This is a genomic window from Chryseobacterium sp. YIM B08800, assembly GCF_026163565.1.
In the GTDB taxonomy this organism is placed as follows: domain Bacteria; phylum Bacteroidota; class Bacteroidia; order Flavobacteriales; family Weeksellaceae; genus Chryseobacterium.
Genome location: NZ_JAPDKN010000014.1, coordinates 90,616 through 112,340 on the forward strand (window position 1 = coordinate 90,616; position 21,725 = coordinate 112,340).

Below are 21,725 nucleotides of genomic sequence, written 5' to 3' on the forward strand. Positions count from 1 at the left end.
ATTTGAGGTAGCAAAATTACTAATAAATTGGCTCTTAGGAAAGTTTTTTAAATAAATCTTCTTTTGAACTCTGAATGTAAACTAAACCCAGTATGATTATTAGATAATAACCAATCATCATTCTGTTGACCATGGTAGGAAAAATCAAAAATCTAAGAAAAATGGAGAGATAAATAAACCCAAAAAATAGGTATGGCACAAGGTTTTTCTTGTGAATAGAAAATTTATTGTAAACAATTATCACAATAAAAATCAACAATAATAGGAAATATGATGAATTAAATTCAAATAATATTTTAGATTTAATAAAATGTAAATAATCCTGAAAATTAAACGGATCGGGGTTTGAAATCGGATACAGCTGAACTTTCGTAAACTGATTCATAAATAATGTAGACCAGGAAATCTGATTAAAATACTGCACTACAGCGAATGAAAGAAATAAGTAAACAAAAGAAACAGCAAGTTCATTGTTTTTAATCTCTAATTTTTTTCTTTGAATAAAAATTAAAATATAAAAGAAAGCACAAAAAATAAAATATTCAGGTCTGGTTAAAATGCAGAGCATTGCAAAAATTGTTGCAATAAGAAAGTTTCGTTTAATAATGAAAACATAAAAACTTAAAAGCAAAAGCAAGCAGGATAAACTATCCGGTGAAGCGTGCCTACTCGATTCTAAAAGCGGTTTGAAAAGCGATAATAAGATCGTTAACAGAAATGCTAACTGATGATTTTTCAATATTTTACTTAAAAATAAAAAGATAAAATATAGGATTAAAACATAAGATAATATCGAAATCAAAAATGTAGAAGTCGATGCCGCAAAACCAGCTTTAAAAAATAATAAATTAACAAAATTATAAAATGGTTTTACCGAAAACAATTGTAATTCTTCTTCAAAAATTTTTGGATTTTCTGAGATGATCTTGTAATAAGTATTTTCACCTTTTGCGGTTTCTTCATGCGAAAGATCAGACTCAAACATTCCGGGTCTTTTTTCATCTAACTCAGCAAACACTTTTTGGTGGATTTCTTCAATCTTCATTTCAGGATATTCAGCTTTATAGAGCAATCCCATATAAGCTTCAATATCAACATTATAATATTGATGCGTATAAAGATAATACGACATAAAACATAAATAAACCGAAAGTAAAACCTTCAAAATAAGATTATTTTTCTTCAGCATTTTTTACAGCTCAAATAAAGCAGGTCTTTGCGTAACCTCATGATAACAGACACTTTTTTCGTCAAAATAATGATAAACTAAGCTTTTTCTTGTTTTTGTTTTATCTAAATGCGGTTCTCCACCGTGAAGAATATTGGCATGCCAAATCAAAAGATCTCCTTTTTTTGCTCTAAAAATTTCTTTTTTCAATCCTAATTCTTTCACTTTATTTTCAAGGAATTCTTCGTAAGCTACATAACTTTTTTTGCCAATTTTGAAAGCTGTTCCTTCATTATCGTAGTCAGAATTTAAGAAATATGGAAGCCTATGACTTCCCGGAATGTAGTGTAAAGCGCCATTTGTTTCATCCACATCTTCCAAGGCAATCCACACTCCTAAAAGCCCGCCCAAAGGATAAGTAGTCATGTGAATACTGTCTGAATGCGTTTTTTGCTGGCTTCCGTTGATAAAATTGATGCTCTGAAACAATTTAGCATCACCATCGATCAAAACAGATAAAAATTCAAGTAAGTTTTTATCATTGCCGATATTTTTAATGATTTCAGAATGATGAATAACGAACATCAATTTACCGCCATAACGGAATTTAATGGTTCCATCTTTCATCAGTTTTTCAATCTCATCATTGATCTGATCGGCTGTTTCTGGCTTAAGATAATTTCTCAGAACCAAAAAACCATTATCATTAAAGCCTTTTGCGCTGGTTTTATTTTCTTCGGAAAGATTTTTATAAAATTCGGTATTGAAAAGTTTTTGCTCATCAAATTTTCTTTCATTTTTAGGCAAATGTGCAAAATCTTTGCTTGAAATACTCGAAAAGTAGCTTTTATCAAGACCGTATTTTTTATAGAGCGGAATATTATGCTGTAATTTTTTTTTGTTGAAAAAATTATAAATCATGTATGGCAACTTATAATTGCGAATCTTCTTTAGCATTGCGATCAGTTTGTAAATACTTTTATAAATTTAAGAATAATAAGCAGAACTATTCTAAAGAACGTGATTAAATTAAAGTTTCATGATAAATTTCAAGCTTAGCAATTTTTTAATGATATCTTTTTTGGAATATTCAATCAGATGATAAGGACGAAGTTCGGGTCTGAAACCTCGGAAAAATTCTTCTACATTCGGCAATTCACTCCCTTCAAAATCAAAGATTTTGGTTGAGATATTTTCTTCTATACACTTGTCTATTAGAACAGAAGCGCCCGATACTTTAACCGATTCTTTATCATTAAATGTCCCCAAAAGTGCCACTGTAAAATCATCAAAATAAGTTACGATAATATTGATAATTCTTTGGTTGAGATAAAAAGCCGAAAAATTCAAACAATTTGCCTCAAACATTTTTTTGAATATTAAAATGAAAGAATCTACATCTTCTTCTTTATTGGCACCCAAAAAATTTTCTTTAATAAAACTTTCAGCCTCAGAAAAGCTGATGTTCCTGATTTCAGATTTTTTTACAACCTCTTCATCAAGTCTTAGTTTTCTTTTTCTCTTCGGAGAATATTTAGAGTAAACCGTTTCGTAGTTATCAGGAAGAATAAGAAAGTTCTTCTTAGAATTTAAGTGAGTTTTGAAATGATTAAACTCATTAAAAGTATAAATTCTGATGAGATAATTTTTCTCTAAAAAGTTTAAAAACTGTTCGTTAATTTCTACATCATCCTCTCTTGAAAAAATTCCCAATTGCTGACAAAGCATCGGATTGTGAACGATTTTAATTTTTGATTTAAATACATAAGGAACAGGCATTATGGCTTCATAATCCTTATAAACCAATAATTCCCATTTTTTATCTGATGAAATATCTAAAAACTGTTTTGTAGCAGAATATTTTCGCTGTGCAGAATTTTCCAGGCATTGAGCATATTTTTCAAAATCAATTTCATGGTATTTTAATCTTTTAATCATAATAATCCTTCGTCTGCAAAACTGGTATAAGCGTTTTGAGTAATAATTAAATGATCCAAAAGCTGAATGTTCATCACATTTCCTGCTTCTTTCACTTGTTTGGTTATACTGATATCTTCTGCACTGGGTTTTAAATTTCCTGACGGATGATTGTGCGAAATAATAATTCCTGTCGAAAAATGTTCTAATGCGGTTTTAAAGAGTATTCTAATGTCTACAATCGACTGATTAATTCCACCTTGCGTCAACTGAGCGATATGAATTACTTTATTGCTTTGGTTGAGAAATAAAGCCCAAAATTCTTCAGTTCTGAGATCTGATAAATATATTTTCAGAATGTTATAAGCATCTTTACTGCTGGAAATCAAAGGTTTTTCAGGGATTTCCTGATTAGCTCTTCTTCTCCCGATTTCCAAAGCAGTTGCAATTGAAATCGCTTTCACTTCACCTACTCCTTTGAATTTCATTAAATCTTTAACCGTTAATAAACTTAGCTGATGCCAATTATTATCAACCGATGCCAGAATTTTTCGGCCTAATTCTACCGCTGTTTCTTCTCTGTTTCCGCTGCCCATAATGATTGCCAAAAGTTCAGAATCAGAAAGTGAGTTTCTACCTTTCAGTAAAAACTTTTCTCTGGGTCTGTCGTCTTCTGCCAAAAATTTTATAGACATGGTTTTAGGGTTTAGGTTATGGGATTTAGTTGTTAGTTATTAGTTATTTAGTATTTTAGTTAATGAAAAAAAATATTAGTTTACTCGTATATTTATTAAATTCATTCAACAACCATCAACCATCAACCATCAACCATCAACTATCAACTATCAACTAAATTAATAAAAAGCATACAAAATAATACTCTTTTTTGATTGATCTATATGTTTTGCGGTTTCGTTAAAAGCTTTTATTGAAAGCATCGGACAACCCAAACTTAAACAGGCTAAATTCTGAGATTCATGATCTGGTACACATCCAAAAGAATGTAATACAATCGCCCTTTGCATTGCGTTGCTGTTGGTGGAATCTAAACCATTTAAACGATATGCTTTTCCGAATTGACCTGAATAACTTTCTTTAATTTCATATTTTCCTAATGAAGATTGATATGAGCCTTCAACATTAGAAAATTTAAGTTGATTTGAATTTTTAATTACAGATCCTGAACCGTGAGAAACAATTGCTTTCTGTACAATTTTGTCATTTTTTAAATCATAAACAAAATACCGGTACTTTCCTGAAGTTATTTTAAAATTGATAAAAACAGCCAGGTTTTGATTGTAATTTTTATCCTTAATATAGTTTTTAAGTTCAGAAATCCTTTCTTTAGGCAAAATATCTGTATTTTCCTGAGCTTTTGATGGGTTACAGGAAATAAGAAATAACAATGCAAATAGTAAAGATTTCATATTTTAATTTTTTTAGAATCTTGTGTTTTTTCGAAATAATAATTTATTCAATAATCAATCCGTCTTTCATCACCAGTTTGCGGTCTGTAATTTCAGCCAATTGCGGATTGTGCGTTACAATCACAAAAGTCTGATTGTATTTATCTCTCAAATCAAAAAATAATCGATGAAGATCATCTGCGTTTTTTGAGTCTAAATTTCCCGTCGGTTCATCTGCATAAATAATCTTTGGCGAGTTAATCAAAGCTCTTGCAACGGCAACTCTCTGCGCTTCACCACCCGATAATTGATTGGGTTTATGATGAATTCTTTCTGCTATTTTCAGATCTTCAAATAATTGATAAGCCTTATCTAAAGCTTCCTTTTCGCTGGTTCCTGCAATTCGGGTAGGCAGCAAAACATTTTCCAAAGCAGTAAATTCGGGAAGTAGCTGATGAAACTGAAAAACAAAACCAATATTCTGATTTCTGAATTTTGAAATTTGTTTATCACTCATATAAATGAAAGATTGATCATTCAACAAGATTTCAGTATCGTATTTTTTAGGATCTGAAGGCGTATCTAAAGTTCCCAAAATCTGTAGCAATGTAGATTTTCCGGCGCCAGATTCTCCAACAATAGAGACAACTTCTCCCGTTTTGATGTGAATGTCAACTCCTTTCAATACTTCCAGACTTCCATAAGATTTATGGATATTACTCGCTTTAATCATGCTTCAAAAATAGTGATTTTTTCTTTTGTTTTGAAGTTTTGAATGTTGCTTTTAAGATGAAAATTTGACGTGTAAAATATTCATTTTGCAAGGATAAAAATTTATGCTTTTCTGATCAGAATTCTAAAAGTGGTTCCTTTTCCTACTTCGGTTTGAGAAATCCTAATATCTCCATTATGATACTCCTGCACTACCCTTTTGGCTAAGCTTAAACCCAATCCCCAACCACGTTTTTTCGTTGAATATCCGGGTTTGAAAGCATTTTGCGCCTGATATTTTGTCATTCCGCTTCCGTTGTCTTTTACTTCTACCAAAATATTTTTGTTGCGTTCGAAAACCGACATTTGTAAAGTTCCCTCACCTTTCATGGCGTCAACTGCATTTTTTACGAGGTTTTCAATTACCCAGCTCATCAGGATTTTATTGTGCGGAACCAAAATATTGTATGTTGGAAGCAGAAGTGTAAAATCTATCTTTCTTGAAATTCTTGTTTTCAGATAATCATAATTCTCTTGAATGGTTTCATTAAAGTTGGTGTCGTTTAATTCAGGGACTGAACCAATTTTTGAGAATCTTTCTGAGATTGTTCTCAGTCTTTCAATATCTTTTTCTATTTCGATAACGCCGTCTGAATCGGGGTTTTCAAGCTTCATAATTTCCATCCAGCCCATCATGGATGATAATGGAGTTCCAATTTGATGGGCGGTTTCTTTTGCTAATCCTGCCCAAAGATAACCTTCGTCTGTTTTTTTAACTGTTCTTAAAAACCAGAATGAAAATAAGAAATAACACAACACAAAAAATCCTAATAAAAATGGAAAATACTGAAGATTATTCAGCATTTTTGAGTTGTCATAGTACACAAACTGATTATTTCCACCTTGCACGATTATTTCTATCGGAGGATATTTTTTCTCCATTTTCTTAGCTTCAGCGATAATATTTTGAGAGTCGTCGCCAATTTCTTTTGGTAAATGCTTATATTCTATAACCTGATCATTTTTATCTAAAATAATCATTGGAATTGTAGTATTTGAGCTATAAATAGCAAGAAGAAGCTCCTGAACTTCTAGACTGGGAGTCATGTCCTGTTGAAATTTTATGGCTTTCACCAAAATATCAACTCTCTTTACTTCATCTTTCTTTAGGTAATTTACCACCATAGTTGAAGCAATCACAATCGCTACAACCACCAATGTCATCAAAGAAAAAATAAACCAGTTGTTGAATCTGGCAAAAATGGATCTTTTTTTCAATTGTATTTATTTTAAAATATTCAAAATCTTCTGCAGCTCTGAACTTCCGCTTCCCTGATAATTGTTAATAATAATTGAATATACATACTTTTTTCCGTCTTTTGAAGTATGATAACCTGCGTATGATTTTGTGTCGCGCATTGTTCCACTTTTCATTTTCATACCGTTATCCTGATTGGGAAATCCGTCATAATAAGAATCAAACCAAGATTGTTTTTTTGCATACAATAATGCCTGAACTTCCGCTTTTGCCGAAACATAATTTTGAGGAGAAAGTCCACTTCCGTCAGCAAAATTGATCATATTTGAATTGATTCCTTTTGCTTTCCAGAATTCTTTTAAATAAGCAATTCCGCTTTTAAAACTCGGATTTCCTTTTTTCTCTTTGCCTAAAGTTTTAATTAAATTTTCACCATATAAATTCACCGATTTCCTCAAAAACCAATACACGATCTTATCTAAAGTTGGCGATTCGTAGGTAAGAATAATATTATTTTTTGGAGTTTCTAATGTTTTTTTACCTTCTATTTCCAATTGAGAATTGGTAACTACTTTTCCTGAAAAATCAATTCCGGATTCTTTCAGCCATTTCTGAACTTCCACACCCAATTGTAATGGAGGATTCGGAACAGAACCTGAAACTGTCGTTACTTTTCCTGCAGGTAAACTTCCGTTAATTAAAGCAACATCAGAATACGGTGCTGTAAAAATTAAACTTTGATCTGAATTTCCTGCTGCTTTTAAATCATTTAACCATTTTACGTTTTCTAAAGGATAGGAAAAGCTTTTAAAATCATTTCCGCTGATGTTGATGTCAAATTGATTTTCACGCCAATTTACGCTCCAAACTCCGGCTCCATAATAATTTCCCAAATCATCCCACGGCCAACCTCCTGGAATCGTTTGATGGTCAAAATAAGAATCATCAATCACCAAATCTCCCGAAATTTTTGTAATTCCAGATTTTTTAACTGCTTCAATTAATTTTTGTCTAAAATTTTCTGGTTTGTAACCTTCGTATCTCCAGCTTCCTAAAGTAGGGTCACCGTTTGAAGTAATGAAAAGATTTCCGTTTAAATTTCCATTAGAAATCGTTCCTGAATAGGATGATGTTGTTTTGTACGTATAATTTTTGCCTAACGTTTCCAAAGCTGCAGCTGCTGTGAAAATTTTCTGGGTTGACGCTGTAGATAATCCTTTATTTCCCTGAAATTCATACACAAGATTTCCGCTTTCATCAGCAACATAAAAAGATAAATTAGATGAAATGGCCAAAGAAGAATTCATTAGATTTTTTGTGGCATCATCTAATTTTTGAGCAATATTTTGGGCAAAAATAATTTGTGTGGAAAGTGTAAGAAATACAAAGGTTTTTTTCATTTGATATGTATTAAAAGGCTTTACAGAATGCTTCGACTCCGCTCAGCATGACAACGCTAATAACATTAAATTATTTGAGTAGTATTCAAAAATAAGAGTTAAAGTTCGCTTCCTGCTTCAATTTCATAAGGTTCTTTTCCTTTTTCAAAAATTCTTGTCAATTCATTTCCTTCAACGGTAATTTTATCGCCAATTCTTCTGATCCAGTTTCCTTCACGCAATCCTACAACTTTGGTGTTGTTTTGCGTTAAAAATTCTTTAATTCTGGTTTCTCTTGTTTCTCCGTTATGCTTCAAATCAGGATTTGGATCTAAATAATGCGGATTAAGATTGAAAGGAACTAATCCCATACATTCAAAACTTGGCGGATAAACAATCGGCATATCATTCGTAGTTTTCATATTTTGCCCGCCAATATTACTTCCTGCGCTACAGCCTAAATAGGCTTTACCATTTTCTATATTTTGTTTTAACACAGACATCAAGTTTTCTTCATGCAAAGTTTTAACCAATAAAAAAGTGTTTCCACCGCCTGTAAAATATCCTTTTGCCGAATTTAAAGCTTCTATTTTATCATCAAACTCGTGTAATCCTTTTACTTTAATATTAATGGGTTCGAAAAAAGACTGTGCTTTTGCGGTGTAATCGTCATGTGAAATTCCGCCGGGTCTTGCGAATGGGATGAAGATAATTTCGTCAATTCCTTTATATAGATCAATAAGTTCTTCCTTTAAATATTCAAGATATTCTCCGCCAAAAAGTGTAGATGTTGAGGCTAATAATACATTCATAAGATGAAAAATAATAGGTTTGTAATGAAACAAAGATAAACTCAAACACGGTAAGAATCAAAAAATACGCTAAAAAAAGTCTGATAACTGTTAATACCATCAAAAAAAACTTAAGAGTTCTAAAACTATTCTTTTAATGGAATTATTCTTGAACTTCTCTATTTACAATTTTAAAAATGTAAGAAATATGAAAACGATTAAAATTAATACTAAGCAATTATTTGTAGGTTTAATGATGATAGGAAGTACAGGTGCTCTTGTTGCCCAAACTTCACCAACGGACAGTGTGAAAGTTACTGCTTCTAAAGCTCAGATACAAACAAACCCCGTAATTGAGGGATTGAAAAAACAAGTTGAAAGCAATCCTAAAGATGCAGAAGCTCTTGCTAAATTAGCTACCGCTTATCAGGATGCTACAGATTGGCAAAACGCAATTGCTACATGGAAAAAGATTTCTGTATTGTTACCAGATTGGGCTCCATCTTATTACAGTCAGGCCTATTCTTATCAATCGGCTAAAGATGATGTAAATGCTAAACTTTCTTACGAAAAATATATTGCAACCGTAAAAAAACCGGAAGAAATCGAAGCAAGCAAAAAAAATCTTGCCTATGCTTATTATTACATCGCATTTAGCGAACAAAAAGACAATCCGAATAAAGCTAAAGAGTTTATTGCGAAATCAATACAGTATGATCCGAGTAATCAGGAAGCTGTAAAATTGAGCCAAGCTCTTAATTCATAAATTTAAAGAAACCGGAGAAATTATTTTCTTCGGTTTTTTATTTGATCTTTTTTCCGAAAAAGTCTGTCTCACCAGTTAAATGTCGAATGATTTTTTCAATATTTCTTTGAATGCTTGCTTCGGTCTTTAAATTATTAATGTAACGGATCAACTCTGATCTTCTTGAAGGAATGAGATTTTCAAAGTTTTGTAAAGCAATAGAATTTTCTTGGATTGCTTTTTCTAAATCTGGATGAATTGAGATTGTTCGGTCAGAATGATCAAATTCTACAAAAACTTCAAGCATTTCACCAATTCTTTTTGGAGAATCTTTTAGCATGGTTAAATTAATGTACAGCCGCCATTCTCCTAAATATTTCATTAAGTTTTGTCTGAATTCTTTACCATTTACAGTTCCTTTCACAGGAATCGGACTTTTATCTTTTCCTGAAGTTTCAAATATTTCATTTAAAATTTCATTAGGAAGAAAAACAAAAGGATTAATTCCTATGATTTCGAGCTTTGCGGTGAATTGGTTTTTCATATTTTCAAAGTTATAAATTTGATCCGAGTTGCGGGTCTCGTGTTAAACGATGCAATAATCAACCCTCGAAACTCAAATCTCGTAACTGATAATTCAAAATGGAATGTTTATCTTTGCGGAAATAAATCAATTTAAACAAAATGAAATTTTTTATTGACACTGCTAATTTAGAGCAAATTAAAGAAGCTAAAGATCTTGGAATTTTGGATGGTGTAACGACCAACCCGTCATTGATGGCTAAAGAAGGAATTAAAGGTGATGAAGCTATCAAAAATCATTACAAAGCGATTTGCGAGATTGTGGACGGAGATATTTCTGCTGAAGTACTTTCTACAACGTACGAAGAAATGATTAAAGAAGGTGACGAATTGGCTGCAATTCACCCAAATATTGTGGTGAAAATCCCAATGATTAAAGACGGTATCAAAGCTTTGAAATATTTTTCTGATAAAGGAATCAAAACAAACTGTACTTTGATCTTCTCTCCTGGACAAGCTCTTTTGGCAGCTAAAGCTGGTGCAACTTACGTTTCTCCGTTCTTAGGAAGATTAGATGATATTACAACAGATGGTTTAAATTTGATTCAGGAAATCAGATTAATTTTTGATAACTATATGTATGAAACTGAAATTTTAGCAGCTTCTATCCGTCACTCAATGCATATTATTGACTGTGCAAAAATTGGTGCAGATGTTATCACTTCACCACTTCCTCCAATCTTGAGTTTATTAAAACACCCTTTAACAGACAGCGGTTTGGCTCAGTTTGTTGCAGATTCTCAAAAATTGGCATAAGAATTTGAAATTTAAAATTTGAGATTAATATTCATTGAATAAAATATTTCAAATTCACATAAAAAATCCCGAAACAAAATGTTTCGGGATTTTATTTTATATCAAATTGACTTTACCAGTCATTGGCTCTTCTTCGTTTCTCTATCATTCCATCAATTGAGAATCTTCCTGCTCCAAATGTAATAATCATCAGGTAAATTGAAAGATACAATAGGCCTAATTCTCTTTTATCAAAACCATCTGCACTATGAACTACAAAAGCGGCAAAACCCATTGTAAAGATTAAAAATCCCGCTGCAATTCTTGTAAATAAACCAAGAATAATAAAGATTGAACACACAAATTCAGCAAAGACAGTTAATCCTAAAGAAATTTTCGGACCTAAACCTAAAAAGTCATAGAACTGAATTTCACCGCCGTCAATTAATGTTTGAAGTTTGGGAAAACCGTGCGAAATCATCGCAAAACCTATAAATAGTCTTACAAGAAATAATACAATATCAAAAATTACAGGATCTGCCTTTGTGTTTGAATAGCTCATTGATTGAAAATTTAAACTAAAGATAACAAAAATATCCGTTAATACAACGATGAATAGAGACGTTTTAGTCTATCTATACCCAAAATTTTTCAAATCTCTGTCATTTTTTCGCCAGTCTTTTTTCACTTTTACGAAAAGATTTAAGTGAATTTTTTTAGAGAAAAACTTTTCCAGATCAATTCTTGCTTCTGTTCCTACTTTTTTGATAGCTTCTCCTTTATGCCCGATGATGATCCCTTTTTGGGTATCTCTTTCTACATAAATAATAGAATCGATGAAGATAATACCTTCTTTTTCTTTAAACATTTCGGTTACCACTTCTACAGAATACGGAATTTCTTTTTCATAATTCAAAAGAATTTTCTCTCTGATGGCCTCGTTTACAAAGAAACGTTCCGGTTTGTCGGTGTACATGTCTTTATCATAATACGCCGGACTTTCTGGCAACATCGATTTTAATTTCGGTAAAATAATTTCGGTGTTAAAAGCATTTAAAGCTGAAATAGGAAGAATTTCCGCCTTAGGAATTCTCTCATGCCATTCTGAAACCAGTTTCTCAAGACCTTCCTGATTGGTTTGGTCAACTTTATTCAGTAATAATAAAACCGGTACCGGAATTTTATTTAGTTTATCAATTAAAAATTCTGATGGTTCAGCTTTATCGGTCACATCTACAATGAAAAGGAAAACGTCTGCATCCTGTAAAGAGTCTTTCACAAAATCCATCATTTTTTCCTGCAAACCGTATTTTGGATCTAATACTCCGGGAGTATCAGAAAATACAATCTGCAAGTCTTCTTCATTATAAATTCCAAAAATTCTATGTCGTGTTGTCTGAGCCTTTTGCGTTACAATTGCCAACTTCTCTCCCATTAACTGATTCAGAAGGGTGGATTTTCCGGCATTTGGCTTTCCAACGATGTTTACAAATCCTGCTTTGTGCATATAAAAGTATTAATTCGTTTTGTTACGATTTGCAAAGTTAGTAAAACAAAATTTGGATTTAGACTATATCTAAAATTAGTGCTTAAAAAAGTCTATTTTTGAAGAATAATTAATCATGACTTTTCATGGAAATCGATCAGATCATCAATGCTATATTTCCGCTTCCGGAATTATCAAAATTAAATTTAATACAGCACATCTCTGAAGTTAATTATCATAAAGGATTTTGCCTGATGGAAGCCAATAAAGTGATTCCTTATATTTATTTTTTAAAGAAAGGAATTGTTCGCGCTTATGCTTCTACAGAAAATAATGATATTACTTTTTGGTTTGGAACAGAAGGCGAACCTGTAGTTTCCATGAAAAGTTATGTGGATGAAAAGCCAGGCTACGAAAATATAGAACTTTTGGAAGACTGTGAATTTTATAGACTTGAAACTGAAAAGTTAAAAAATCTTTATCATGAAGACATTCATATTGCAAATTGGGGACGGAAATTTGCAGAACGCGAACTGGTAAAAACGGAAGAACTGATTATTTCTAGACAGTATAAAACAGCACTTGAAAGGTATAAAGACCTGCTCAAAGAAAAGCCTTATCTCTTGCAGCGAGTTCAGTTGGGTCATATTGCATCTTATTTGGGAATTACACAGGTGAGTTTGAGTAGAATTCGTGCAGAAATTAAATAATTAAAATTGAATTTCTAGTATTGTTTCGCTCCTACGGAGCTCATATTTTTTTTGCAAATTTTCTACAAAGGTTTTGCTCCTCCGGAGTAAATCATCCTTATTTTCACTTCAGATAATATCAGAATCAAGCTGTATTTTTTAACATTTGTAAAATTTTATTTCACTTTAAAACCTCAATTTTGCGGTATAAAATTAAATATTAAATGAACTGGATTATTTTAATTATCGCAGGATTATTTGAGGTTGCTTTTGCATCATGCCTCGGAAAAGTAAAAGAAACCACTGGAAACGAGATGTATTGGTGGTTTGGAGGATTTTTGGTTTGTCTCACCATCAGTATGCTTTTACTCATCAAAGCAACAGAAACTTTACCTATCGGAACCGCTTATGCAGTCTGGACCGGAATTGGTGCGGTGGGAACAGCTTTGGTAGGAATTTTAGTGTTTAAAGACCCTGCAAGTTTCTGGAGAATATTTTTCATTTCAACATTGATTGGTTCTGTTATTGGTTTGAAAGCGGTTTCTCATTAAAAAGCGATAATATATTTCTTATATTTGGGAAAAACTATTATATGAGAACAAAACTACTTTTTCTGTTTATTGGCAGTACATTGTTTGGACAAAATGCCGATCTTTTTAATAATGATTGGTACATCTCCCAAATTGTAATGAACGGACAAACGACAGCTACTCCTGCTATGAATATTAATCTTGAAAGATCGTTATTTTATCAATCAGGAACGCCAAATTCTTTTAGTTCTAAATATTTTAATTCGGCAGTAATTAATATGAACTTTTCGACGATACAAGATAGTTTTATAAGCAACGGAGGCGCATGTACATTGATGCAATATGTAGGAACTAATCAAACCGCAGTTAGGGATTATGATCAAAAAAATTGTGATTTCTACCTTATGAATAGTCCAACGGGAAGTGTTTTTAATTATGAAATTGTAAATAATAGCAGTTCGAAAACGCTTATTATAACAAAAGTAACAACTGGAGATAAAATTTATTATAACAATTCATTTTTAGGAACAAAAGAAAACACTATTAAGAAAACTTTTAAATTATACCCAAATCCTTCTACAGATTTTGTAATCATAGAGAATGTAGAAAAGAATTTAAAATTGAAAATTAATGATCTTTCAGGAAAAATTTTATTTGAAACATTAACATCAGATAAAACGCTTAAAATAGATGTAAGCAGTTTTGCAGCCGGACAATATATTTTAAGTATAGAAAACTTTAAACCAGAAATTTTTATTAAAAAATAAATTTTCAGCTTATAACAAAAATCGGCTTCAGAATTTGAAGCCGATTTTTTATTTCTTTAAAACGATTGGTAAAATTTCGTTGAGTCTTAAACCATATTTTTTTATTTCTGCATCAGAAAACTGCTGTGAGTAAAAATTAGCTTCCACTTCAAAACCAGCATCTTTAAGTCTGTCAAAGTAATCCATTCCGTACCAACGAACATGATCGTACTGTCCGAAATGTTTTTGCCTTTCTTTTGGATCGGTTATAGTGAAATCTTCATAGGTTTTTTCCAAAGAATTTTTCATCGGAACCTGAAGAATTCCCCAACCTCCCGGTTTCATTACTCTGTATAATTCGCTCATTGCTTTTGCATCATCCTGAATATGTTCTAAAACATGATTACAAAAGATAATATCAAAACTTTCATTTTCAAAAGGTAAATCTAAAATATCAGCTTTCACATCTACAATCGGCGAATATAAATCCGCAGAAATATAGTTGAGATTGCTCATTCTTTTAAATTTTCTCAAAAATTCCTGCTCGGGAGCAATATGCAGAACTTTATAATTTTTAATGAAAAAATCGGTTTCATTCTGAAGATACAGATACATTTGACGATGCCTTTCGAGACTTAAAGTTCCCGGAGACAACGCATTTTCTCTTTGTTTTCCGTATCCGTAAGGTAAAAACTTTCGGTAAGATCTTCCATCGATAGGATCGTAAAATTGATCACCTTTAAAAAACTGATAGATCAACGGTCGCGCCCAAATACTCATCTTGATAAGCATCGGACGAGGGATTTTATTTAATAAAAACTTAGTCAGCTTTTTCATTAAAAATCCAATTGGAATGGCTTTTCTTCATCACTTACAATCCCTAAAGCATCGTAAATATATTTGAAAGTTGATAATAAAACAGGTTTACCGTTGATAACACAAACATCATGCTCGAAGTGGGCAGAAGGTTGATTATCTAATGTTGTAACCGTCCATCCATCATTATGGAATTTCACTTTTTCGGTACCTAAATTAATCATCGGCTCGATAGCAATTGCCAAACCGTCTTTAATCACTTTTCCGCTTCCCTGTTTTCCGTAATTCGGAACTTGGGGATCTTCATGCATTTTCTTTCCTAAACCGTGACCAACAAGCTCTTTCACAACTCCATACCCTTCTTTTTCACAGTGTTTCTGGATTGCGTGAGAAATATCACCGATTCTTTTTCCTCTGATGCATTGCTCAATCCCTTTGTAAAGAGATTCTTTAGCAACTTTCAGTAATTTTTTAGTTTCAGGTTTTACTTCGCCAATTTCAAAAGTATAGGCGTGATCTCCAACGTAACCGTTAAGAATGGCACCACAATCTACAGAAAGTACATCACCTTCTTTTATTTCTTCTTTATTTGGAAAACCGTGAACTACTTGTTCGTTCGGTGAAATACACAAAGAATTAGGGAAACCTCCGTATCCTAAAAATGCTGGTTCAGCCCCGTGATCTTTAATAAAATCGTGTGCTAATTTATCTAAATATAAAGTAGTAATTCCCGGTTTGATTTCTTTTGCCAACATTCCTAATGTTCTGGAAACCAATTGGGCACTTTCTTTCATAAGACGAAGCTCGTCTATTGTTTTTAATTGAATCATTTTTTAATATAGATGTTAGATATTAGATGTTAGATATTAGATTTTCAACTTCATGAATAGATCTTTTAATCCTAAACATCTTTACTTTCTTGATAAAATTATTAAAAGTGATATTAAAACTAATTTCTAACATCTAGCTTCTAATTTCTCAAATCTTACCAGAATAATCCTTTTTTCTTTTCTTTTTTCAGTTTTGAATACGCTAAAACCTCTTTTCCTTCTACGCGAAACTCTATTCTTTCGTTGATGATGTTATAAATCTCTCCCCAACCAGGAAAACCTCCTAAATTTCTGTCGTCGATAAACCAGTCTGCATCCAATTTTCGAGACTGAGTTTCAGAATCAAAAACCTCTCCTTCAAAACTTGAGTTAACTGCATAAAACTCAATACCATTTTGTCTGCAAAACTCTACAGCTTCATCCAAAGTTTTACCATGTCTGTACGTCCAAAGTATCAGTCTAAAACCTTGAGCCTGAAGTTTTTTAAGTGTTTCGAATGCGAAAATCTTAGTTTTTCCAATTGCAGGATATGCGTCGTCTACGATAGTTCCGTCAAAATCAACAGCAATTTTTTTATTATTTAACATTTTGTTGCGTTTTTAGCTGGGCAAAGATACTAAATAAATAAAAAGTGCCGAAAAACTCCGACACTTCAATTTATAATTTATTGTTAAAATCTAATTATTTTTTTACCCAGCTGAATTCAAACTGCAAATCTGGAGTAGAAATTCTGTCTGTGATTTTTTGTAACCTTGAAGGAAGTTTCATCAAATATTCCTGAGCTTTTTCTGCCTTTTCTGTAAGACCTGTAATATGCTCGATCTTCCATTCATCAAGAAGTTCTTTCATAATGTTGATATAATCCTGTCCCGTGTAAACCATACATCTTTGTGCTGCATCTGAGAAGTGCCCCCAAAGTTCACCCGCTTTTTGACCAGACTGCCTCATCATGTGAGCCGGCATAACGATTTTTTTACGCATCATATCTTCAAATGCCAAAATCATTTCCGATGGATCTAATTCTAAAATTTTAGTTACAAAATGCTTGTATGCTTTTGCGTGTCTTGCTTCGTCTGCGGCAATTACCCCACACATTTTTGCCAGTTTTCCGTTACCGGATTGTTTTGCCAATGTACCTACTCTTCTGTGAGAAATGTTGGTTGCAGTTTCCTGGAAGCTTGTATAAACAAAGTTTCTGTAAGGATCCATACTTGTTCCTAAATCGAAACCATCGCTGATTAAATACTGAGTTGTAATTTCAACTTCTCTCATATTTACTCTTCCGCACAGATAAAGATATTTGTTTAATAAATCTCCGTGTCTGTTTTCTTCACCAGTCCAAGATCTCACCCAGTTTGCCCAACCCAATTTTCCTTCCTGATCTACGCCATCAACGCCCATTAACCATGATTCGTAAGAAGGCAGTGCTTCTTCTGTAATACAGTCACCAATTAATGTTACGAAAAGATCGTAAGGCATTTCACGGGCAAAAGTCTGAATTTCGTCTAAATCGTATTTGAAGTTATCACTTGAAGGATCCGGTAAAAAATCTGAAGGTTGCCATATTTTTTCAATCGGAGTCAAAAATTTCTCAAGAAAAGAACCGACTTCCTTTTCCAAAATACCCATTACCTCTTTTCTTACCAGCTTGTTGTACATCTAAAAATTAAGTTTATAATTTGCAAAGATATGATTTATTTATTATTTAAAGCATAATATTATATGTATCTCATAATATGTCTGATATAAATCATAAAAAATACCGTTATCACTACTATAACGGTATTTTTTTGATAATATTATTTCACTTTTAGCTCACTAAAATATCACCTGTCATAATTGCAGGAATTTCTATTCCCATTGTGTGCAAAATTGTTGGTGCCATATCTCCTAATTTCCCTGGTTTTAGTTCCCAGTTTTTATCTTTATCCATCACAATTAATGGAACCAAATTAGTTGAATGCTGCGTGTTTGGAGAACCATCTGAATTAATCATGACATCAGAGTTGCCATGATCTGCCAAAATGAAAACAGCATAACCATGTTCGTAAGCCATTGTTGCAACTTTTTCGATGCATTTATCTACCGTTTCTGCTGCTTTTACCGCTGCTTCAAAAACTCCGGTGTGACCAACCATATCGGTGTTTGCGAAGTTTAAACATATAAAGTCGGCAGTTTCGTTTTCTAATTCTGGTAAAATTGCGTTAGTAATATCATAAGCAGACATTTCAGGCTTCAAATCGTAAGTAGGAACATCTTTCGGACTCGGACAAAGCAATCTTTTTTCACCATGAAACTCTTCTTCACGACCTCCTGAAAAGAAAAACGTAACGTGAGGATATTTTTCGGTTTCAGCAATTCTGATCTGGGTTTTTCCGTTTCTTTCCAGAACTTCACCCATTGTATCTTTTAAAACTTCTTCATCGAAAACAACATTTACATTTTGATACGTTTTATCGTAATTGGTTAATGTAATATAATGAAGATTTAGCTTTCGCATAAAATATTCGGGTATATCGTGCTGACAAAGAACTTCTGTGATCTCACGACCTCTGTCTGTACGGAAATTGAAGCAAATCACTACATCATTATCAACGATTTTACCTACAGGAACAACGTTCCCAATCTGAGTTTCTTTTACCAAAATAATTGGCTTGATGAATTCATCGGTAACATTTTCGTCATAAGATGCTTTGATTGCTGCAAGTGCATCTGTTGTCTGCAAACCAACACCTTCAACCATTGCGTCGTAAGCTAATTTTACACGCTCCCATCTCCTGTCTCTGTCCATTGCATAATATCTTCCGATAACAGAAGCCACTTTTCCGGTTGTGTGATTCATGTGTTCCTGCAATTCTTCAATAAATCCTAAACCTGAATGCGGGTCGCAATCTCTACCGTCTGTAAAAGCATGTACGTAAACATTTTCATTTAAACCAAAATCTTTTGCCGCAGACAAAAGTCCTTTTAAATGATTGATATGTGAATGCACCCCACCGTTGGAAACCAAACCAATAAAGTGTACATTTTTATTTTCTCTTTTGGCATAATCAAATGCTTCCTGAATTACTTTTTCCTGTCCTAAAGTGCCGTTTTCGACAGCCATGTTTAGTTTTACCAAATTTTGATAAACCACTCTACCTGCTCCCAAATTCATGTGTCCTACTTCAGAATTTCCCATTTGTCCGGCCGGAAGACCAACTGCCAAACCGCTTGCTTCTAAAGTTGTATGTGGAAATTTTTGATAACAGCTATCTATAAATGGTGTATTTGCTTGAGCTAATGCAGAAACTTCAGGATTTGTTCCCAAACCCCATCCGTCAAGTATTGCCAATATTGCTTTTTTAGACATTTTAATTTGATTTTTAAACAAACAAATTTATTGATTTTAAAGTGAATTGAAGAATTTTAAAGGTTTTAATTTTGCTTAAAAGTTCAAAGAAAACTACTCCAAATATTGAATCTAACTTAGTATTCTTGTTGATTAGAATACTTAATTTTAACGCTAAGGTCGCTAAGATATTTTTAACAACTGACAGTTTTTAAGTTCGCAAAGGCGTTCTACTCAGCGAAGAATACTGAGAAATTTCATTTACAATTAGATTGTGAGTAATTTGAGAATTTTTAAAATGATATATGATTGAAATTAAATTATCCGGAATTATAAATATTATTTTTAATTTTGTTTTATGGATTTAAGAGACCAACTAAAAAACCTTTTTCCTGAGCATGAAGAGCAGGATTTTCAAATGCCCGAAGAAGAATTTAAGCAGAAAGAACCTCTGGTTTGTAAATTTGAAAAGAAAGGCAGAAACGGAAAGCCTGTAACGATTGTAGAAGGTTGGGAAGGAAGTGAAGATGATTTGAAAAAGATTTCAAAAAAAATAAAAACCACTTTGGGAATCGGTGGTTCTGAAAAAGACGGAACAATTATTATTCAGGGTGATAACCGTGATAAGATTATGGCTATTCTAAAAGATATGGGTTATAAAACGAAAAGAGTCGGCGGATAGATTATATGAGGTTTTAGGTTGCAGTTGATAGTTGATAGTTGATAGAAAGTTATTCAAATTTTTAAAATTTAAATGTATCATTAAACATTTTTTGAATATTCATTTTAAGATTTCAAATAAAAATTGCCATCGACAAAGAAAATGACGACAGCAAAAGAGAAAGTGTAATTATTAAAACGCAAATCTAAGATTTCAATATTACTTCAACTTTAATCTTAAATTAAATAAAGATTATCTTTTGACTGACCTTCTTTAATTAAGAGCCTGTTTAAATTTTGAATATATTTTTAACATTAAGAAATTAAGATTATTTAGCTTAAAAAAACTTAATAAAAATCGATTTATTTATTTCTTAATTAAATCTAACTTAATTCACTGAAATTCTTAATGTTAAAGTTAAGAATAAACAAATTTTATTTTATTTTAGAAAATTGAGAAAAGACCTATAAAAAAACTTTTGAATAAAATTTAAACAGGCTCTAAAACAATTTTCCTATCTTCACCTCCCTTTTTTAATAAAATAATTATGCTAAATAAACTTGCAGCTTCAGAATTGGTTCTGAACGAAGACGGAAGTGTGTATCATCTTAACCTTTTGCCGGAAGATATTGCCAATAAAATAATTTTGGTAGGCGATCCGGATAGAGTTCCAAAAGTTTCAAAATACTTTGATAAGGTTGAAATCAAAAAAAATAAAAGAGAATTTTATACTCACACAGGAACTTTACGTGGTGAGAGAATTTCTGTAATGTCAACCGGAATCGGTACCGAAAACATAGATATCGTAATGAACGAGCTTGATGCTTTGGTGAATATCGATTTGAAAGAAAAAGAATTTAAATCTGAACATCAATCATTAGAACTATTCAGAATGGGAACTTGCGGAAGTGTAAATCCTGATGTGCAGGTTGATAATATGCTGGTTACTCAAAATGTAGTTGGTCTTGACGGTTTAATGCATTTTTATCAGGATTATCAGTTTGAAAATGAGTTTTCGAAAAATTTCTTTGAAAAATTTCCGTACGAAAAAATTAAGCCAATGCTTTATTTCTCTGAATGGTCTGAAGAATTGGGTGAATTGTATAAAGATGCCAAATACCACGGAAATACGGCCACTTTTCCTGGATTTTATGCTCCACAAGGAAGGCAGCTTCGTTTAAAAGCTTTGGATGACAAGTTCCTTGAAACTTTAAATGACTTAGGAATTACCAATTTTGAAATGGAAACATCTGCAATTTATGCTTTCTCAAAATTGTTAGGCCACAAAGCGATTACCGTAAATAATGTGATTGCCAACAGAAGACGTGGTGAGTTTTCATCTGATCATCATGCTTCTGAAAAGAATTTGATTGAATGGGTTCTCGATAGAATCATAAAATAACATCTAAAGGATTTCATTATTTGAAATCCTTTTTTATTTGTTGTAATTAATCTCATGTTTGTGCTTATAAAAGACAGATATTAAACATTATGAAAATTTTAACAACCATTTTGTTTTTTAGGAATACTTCTTGCCTATTTTAAAAACATAACACTTAAATATTAACATTATGGAAAACCAGGATTATAACAAAGCTGAAAAAGCGGTAGACAACACTGAAAACTCTTTAAGAAATGCAGCAAACGATGCAAAATGGAAAATCAGTGATTTGGCAGATAAAGCCAGAGATTATATTAACGAAAAAAGGAATAATGACGAAGAAGCAAACCATGAAGGTTGGCTAGACAGGGTAAAAGCTAATGCAGCAGATACATGGGAAGATATTAAAGACGGAGCCAATGAAGCTTGGGAAAAAACCAAAGATGCAGCAGAAGATGTGAAGGCAGAATGGAACAAAAAAACGAACTAAGTTTATTAGTCTTTTATATATTATCAAAGAAAAACGGAGTCTTTTTAGGAAGGCTTCGTTTTTTATTATGTTC

25 protein-coding genes are annotated in these 21,725 nt (G+C 32.3%); 8 read left to right on the top strand and 17 right to left on the bottom strand.

What is annotated here, in order from left to right:
- Positions 1 to 34: 34 nt before the first annotated feature.
- The 9 genes from OEW74_RS06720 to pepE form a co-directional block, all read right to left on the bottom strand.
- Positions 35 to 1,189 carry a hypothetical protein gene (locus OEW74_RS06720; RefSeq protein WP_265427745.1) on the bottom strand — a complete coding sequence of 385 codons (1,155 nt, stop codon included), beginning with the start codon at positions 1,187 to 1,189 and terminating at the stop codon, positions 35 to 37.
- A gap of 3 nt (positions 1,190 to 1,192) precedes the next feature.
- Complete coding sequence (locus tag OEW74_RS06725) at positions 1,193 to 2,089, bottom strand: phytanoyl-CoA dioxygenase family protein (RefSeq protein WP_265427746.1); 897 nt, start codon at positions 2,087 to 2,089, stop codon at positions 1,193 to 1,195.
- A 108-nt stretch (positions 2,090 to 2,197) separates the two neighbouring features.
- Positions 2,198 to 3,106: a hypothetical protein gene (locus tag OEW74_RS06730; protein ID WP_265427747.1), complete on the bottom strand. Its 909-nt coding sequence runs from the start codon at positions 3,104 to 3,106 to the stop codon at positions 2,198 to 2,200.
- Positions 3,103 to 3,780 (bottom strand): RadC family protein, encoded by a 678-nt coding sequence (gene radC / locus OEW74_RS06735; RefSeq protein WP_265427748.1) that lies wholly within the window; start codon positions 3,778 to 3,780, stop codon positions 3,103 to 3,105. The genes OEW74_RS06730 and radC overlap by 4 nt, the downstream gene beginning before the upstream one ends.
- Before the next feature lie 159 nt (positions 3,781 to 3,939).
- Positions 3,940 to 4,512 (bottom strand): murein L,D-transpeptidase catalytic domain-containing protein, encoded by a 573-nt coding sequence (locus OEW74_RS06740; RefSeq protein ID WP_265427749.1) that lies wholly within the window; start codon positions 4,510 to 4,512, stop codon positions 3,940 to 3,942.
- 43 nt (positions 4,513 to 4,555) lie between these two features.
- Positions 4,556 to 5,224, bottom strand: a complete 669-nt coding sequence (locus OEW74_RS06745; RefSeq protein WP_265427750.1) for an ABC transporter ATP-binding protein — start codon at positions 5,222 to 5,224, stop codon at positions 4,556 to 4,558.
- A gap of 101 nt (positions 5,225 to 5,325) precedes the next feature.
- Positions 5,326 to 6,480 (bottom strand): sensor histidine kinase, encoded by a 1,155-nt coding sequence (locus tag OEW74_RS06750; protein WP_265427751.1) that lies wholly within the window; start codon positions 6,478 to 6,480, stop codon positions 5,326 to 5,328.
- A 6-nt stretch (positions 6,481 to 6,486) separates the two neighbouring features.
- The gene (gene dacB / locus OEW74_RS06755; protein ID WP_265427752.1) at positions 6,487 to 7,860 is read right to left on the bottom strand and encodes a D-alanyl-D-alanine carboxypeptidase/D-alanyl-D-alanine-endopeptidase; all 1,374 of its coding nucleotides are present in this window, start codon (positions 7,858 to 7,860) and stop codon (positions 6,487 to 6,489) included.
- Between the two features lie 98 nt (positions 7,861 to 7,958).
- Positions 7,959 to 8,651: a dipeptidase PepE gene (gene pepE / locus OEW74_RS06760; protein WP_265427753.1), complete on the bottom strand. Its 693-nt coding sequence runs from the start codon at positions 8,649 to 8,651 to the stop codon at positions 7,959 to 7,961.
- A gap of 136 nt (positions 8,652 to 8,787) precedes the next feature.
- Between pepE and OEW74_RS06765 the strand changes: the two genes are divergently transcribed.
- Positions 8,788 to 9,396 carry a tetratricopeptide repeat protein gene (locus OEW74_RS06765; RefSeq protein WP_265427754.1) on the top strand — a complete coding sequence of 203 codons (609 nt, stop codon included), beginning with the start codon at positions 8,788 to 8,790 and terminating at the stop codon, positions 9,394 to 9,396.
- A gap of 37 nt (positions 9,397 to 9,433) precedes the next feature.
- On the opposite strand, the gene OEW74_RS06770 is transcribed toward OEW74_RS06765, so the two are convergent.
- Positions 9,434 to 9,919: a YdeI/OmpD-associated family protein gene (locus tag OEW74_RS06770; RefSeq protein WP_265427755.1), complete on the bottom strand. Its 486-nt coding sequence runs from the start codon at positions 9,917 to 9,919 to the stop codon at positions 9,434 to 9,436.
- Between the two features lie 140 nt (positions 9,920 to 10,059).
- Here OEW74_RS06770 and fsa point away from each other — a divergent pair, with 140 nt between their 5' ends.
- On the top strand, positions 10,060 to 10,713 hold the full coding sequence (gene fsa, locus OEW74_RS06775) for a fructose-6-phosphate aldolase (protein ID WP_265427756.1): 654 nt from the start codon (positions 10,060 to 10,062) through the stop codon (positions 10,711 to 10,713).
- Between the two features lie 112 nt (positions 10,714 to 10,825).
- Here fsa and OEW74_RS06780 read toward each other — a convergent pair whose 3' ends face one another.
- Together OEW74_RS06780 and era are read right to left on the bottom strand one after the other, a co-directional pair.
- Positions 10,826 to 11,254, bottom strand: a complete 429-nt coding sequence (locus OEW74_RS06780; protein ID WP_265427757.1) for a DoxX family protein — start codon at positions 11,252 to 11,254, stop codon at positions 10,826 to 10,828.
- A 69-nt stretch (positions 11,255 to 11,323) separates the two neighbouring features.
- Positions 11,324 to 12,199 carry a GTPase Era gene (gene era / locus OEW74_RS06785; RefSeq protein WP_074228532.1) on the bottom strand — a complete coding sequence of 292 codons (876 nt, stop codon included), beginning with the start codon at positions 12,197 to 12,199 and terminating at the stop codon, positions 11,324 to 11,326.
- A gap of 125 nt (positions 12,200 to 12,324) precedes the next feature.
- Here era and OEW74_RS06790 point away from each other — a divergent pair, with 125 nt between their 5' ends.
- The 3 genes from OEW74_RS06790 to OEW74_RS06800 all read left to right on the top strand — a co-directional run bounded on the left by OEW74_RS06790 (position 12,325) and on the right by OEW74_RS06800 (position 14,164).
- Positions 12,325 to 12,888 (top strand): Crp/Fnr family transcriptional regulator, encoded by a 564-nt coding sequence (locus OEW74_RS06790; protein ID WP_265427758.1) that lies wholly within the window; start codon positions 12,325 to 12,327, stop codon positions 12,886 to 12,888.
- A gap of 203 nt (positions 12,889 to 13,091) precedes the next feature.
- Positions 13,092 to 13,418 (top strand): DMT family transporter, encoded by a 327-nt coding sequence (locus OEW74_RS06795; RefSeq protein WP_076558213.1) that lies wholly within the window; start codon positions 13,092 to 13,094, stop codon positions 13,416 to 13,418.
- 41 nt (positions 13,419 to 13,459) lie between these two features.
- Positions 13,460 to 14,164, top strand: coding sequence for a T9SS type A sorting domain-containing protein (locus OEW74_RS06800; protein ID WP_265427759.1), 705 nt, complete (start codon positions 13,460 to 13,462; stop codon positions 14,162 to 14,164).
- Between the two features lie 48 nt (positions 14,165 to 14,212).
- Here OEW74_RS06800 and OEW74_RS06805 read toward each other — a convergent pair whose 3' ends face one another.
- The 5 genes from OEW74_RS06805 to gpmI form a co-directional block, all read right to left on the bottom strand.
- A complete protein-coding gene (locus OEW74_RS06805) occupies positions 14,213 to 14,980 on the bottom strand; it encodes a class I SAM-dependent methyltransferase (RefSeq protein ID WP_265427760.1) in 768 nt (255 codons plus the stop codon).
- Positions 14,980 to 15,789 (bottom strand): type I methionyl aminopeptidase, encoded by an 810-nt coding sequence (gene map, locus OEW74_RS06810; protein ID WP_115949132.1) that lies wholly within the window; start codon positions 15,787 to 15,789, stop codon positions 14,980 to 14,982. The genes OEW74_RS06805 and map overlap by 1 nt, the downstream gene beginning before the upstream one ends.
- 155 nt (positions 15,790 to 15,944) lie before the next feature.
- Positions 15,945 to 16,376: a BT0820 family HAD-type phosphatase gene (locus OEW74_RS06815; RefSeq protein WP_102981619.1), complete on the bottom strand. Its 432-nt coding sequence runs from the start codon at positions 16,374 to 16,376 to the stop codon at positions 15,945 to 15,947.
- Positions 16,377 to 16,470: 94 nt separating this feature from the next.
- Positions 16,471 to 17,448: an acyl-ACP desaturase gene (locus OEW74_RS06820; RefSeq protein ID WP_265427761.1), complete on the bottom strand. Its 978-nt coding sequence runs from the start codon at positions 17,446 to 17,448 to the stop codon at positions 16,471 to 16,473.
- Positions 17,449 to 17,599: 151 nt separating this feature from the next.
- Positions 17,600 to 19,141, bottom strand: a complete 1,542-nt coding sequence (gene gpmI / locus OEW74_RS06825) for a 2,3-bisphosphoglycerate-independent phosphoglycerate mutase (RefSeq protein ID WP_265427762.1) — start codon at positions 19,139 to 19,141, stop codon at positions 17,600 to 17,602.
- A 337-nt stretch (positions 19,142 to 19,478) separates the two neighbouring features.
- Here gpmI and OEW74_RS06830 point away from each other — a divergent pair, with 337 nt between their 5' ends.
- From OEW74_RS06830 to OEW74_RS06840, 3 genes are all read left to right on the top strand, one after another.
- Positions 19,479 to 19,802, top strand: coding sequence for a translation initiation factor (locus OEW74_RS06830; protein ID WP_066679018.1), 324 nt, complete (start codon positions 19,479 to 19,481; stop codon positions 19,800 to 19,802).
- Positions 19,803 to 20,328: 526 nt separating this feature from the next.
- Entirely contained in the window at positions 20,329 to 21,183 is an 855-nt protein-coding gene (locus OEW74_RS06835; RefSeq protein WP_074228518.1) for a nucleoside phosphorylase, read from the top strand.
- Between the two features lie 169 nt (positions 21,184 to 21,352).
- The gene (locus OEW74_RS06840; protein WP_265427763.1) at positions 21,353 to 21,652 is read left to right on the top strand and encodes a hypothetical protein; all 300 of its coding nucleotides are present in this window, start codon (positions 21,353 to 21,355) and stop codon (positions 21,650 to 21,652) included.
- The last annotated feature ends 73 nt before the right edge of the window (positions 21,653 to 21,725 follow it).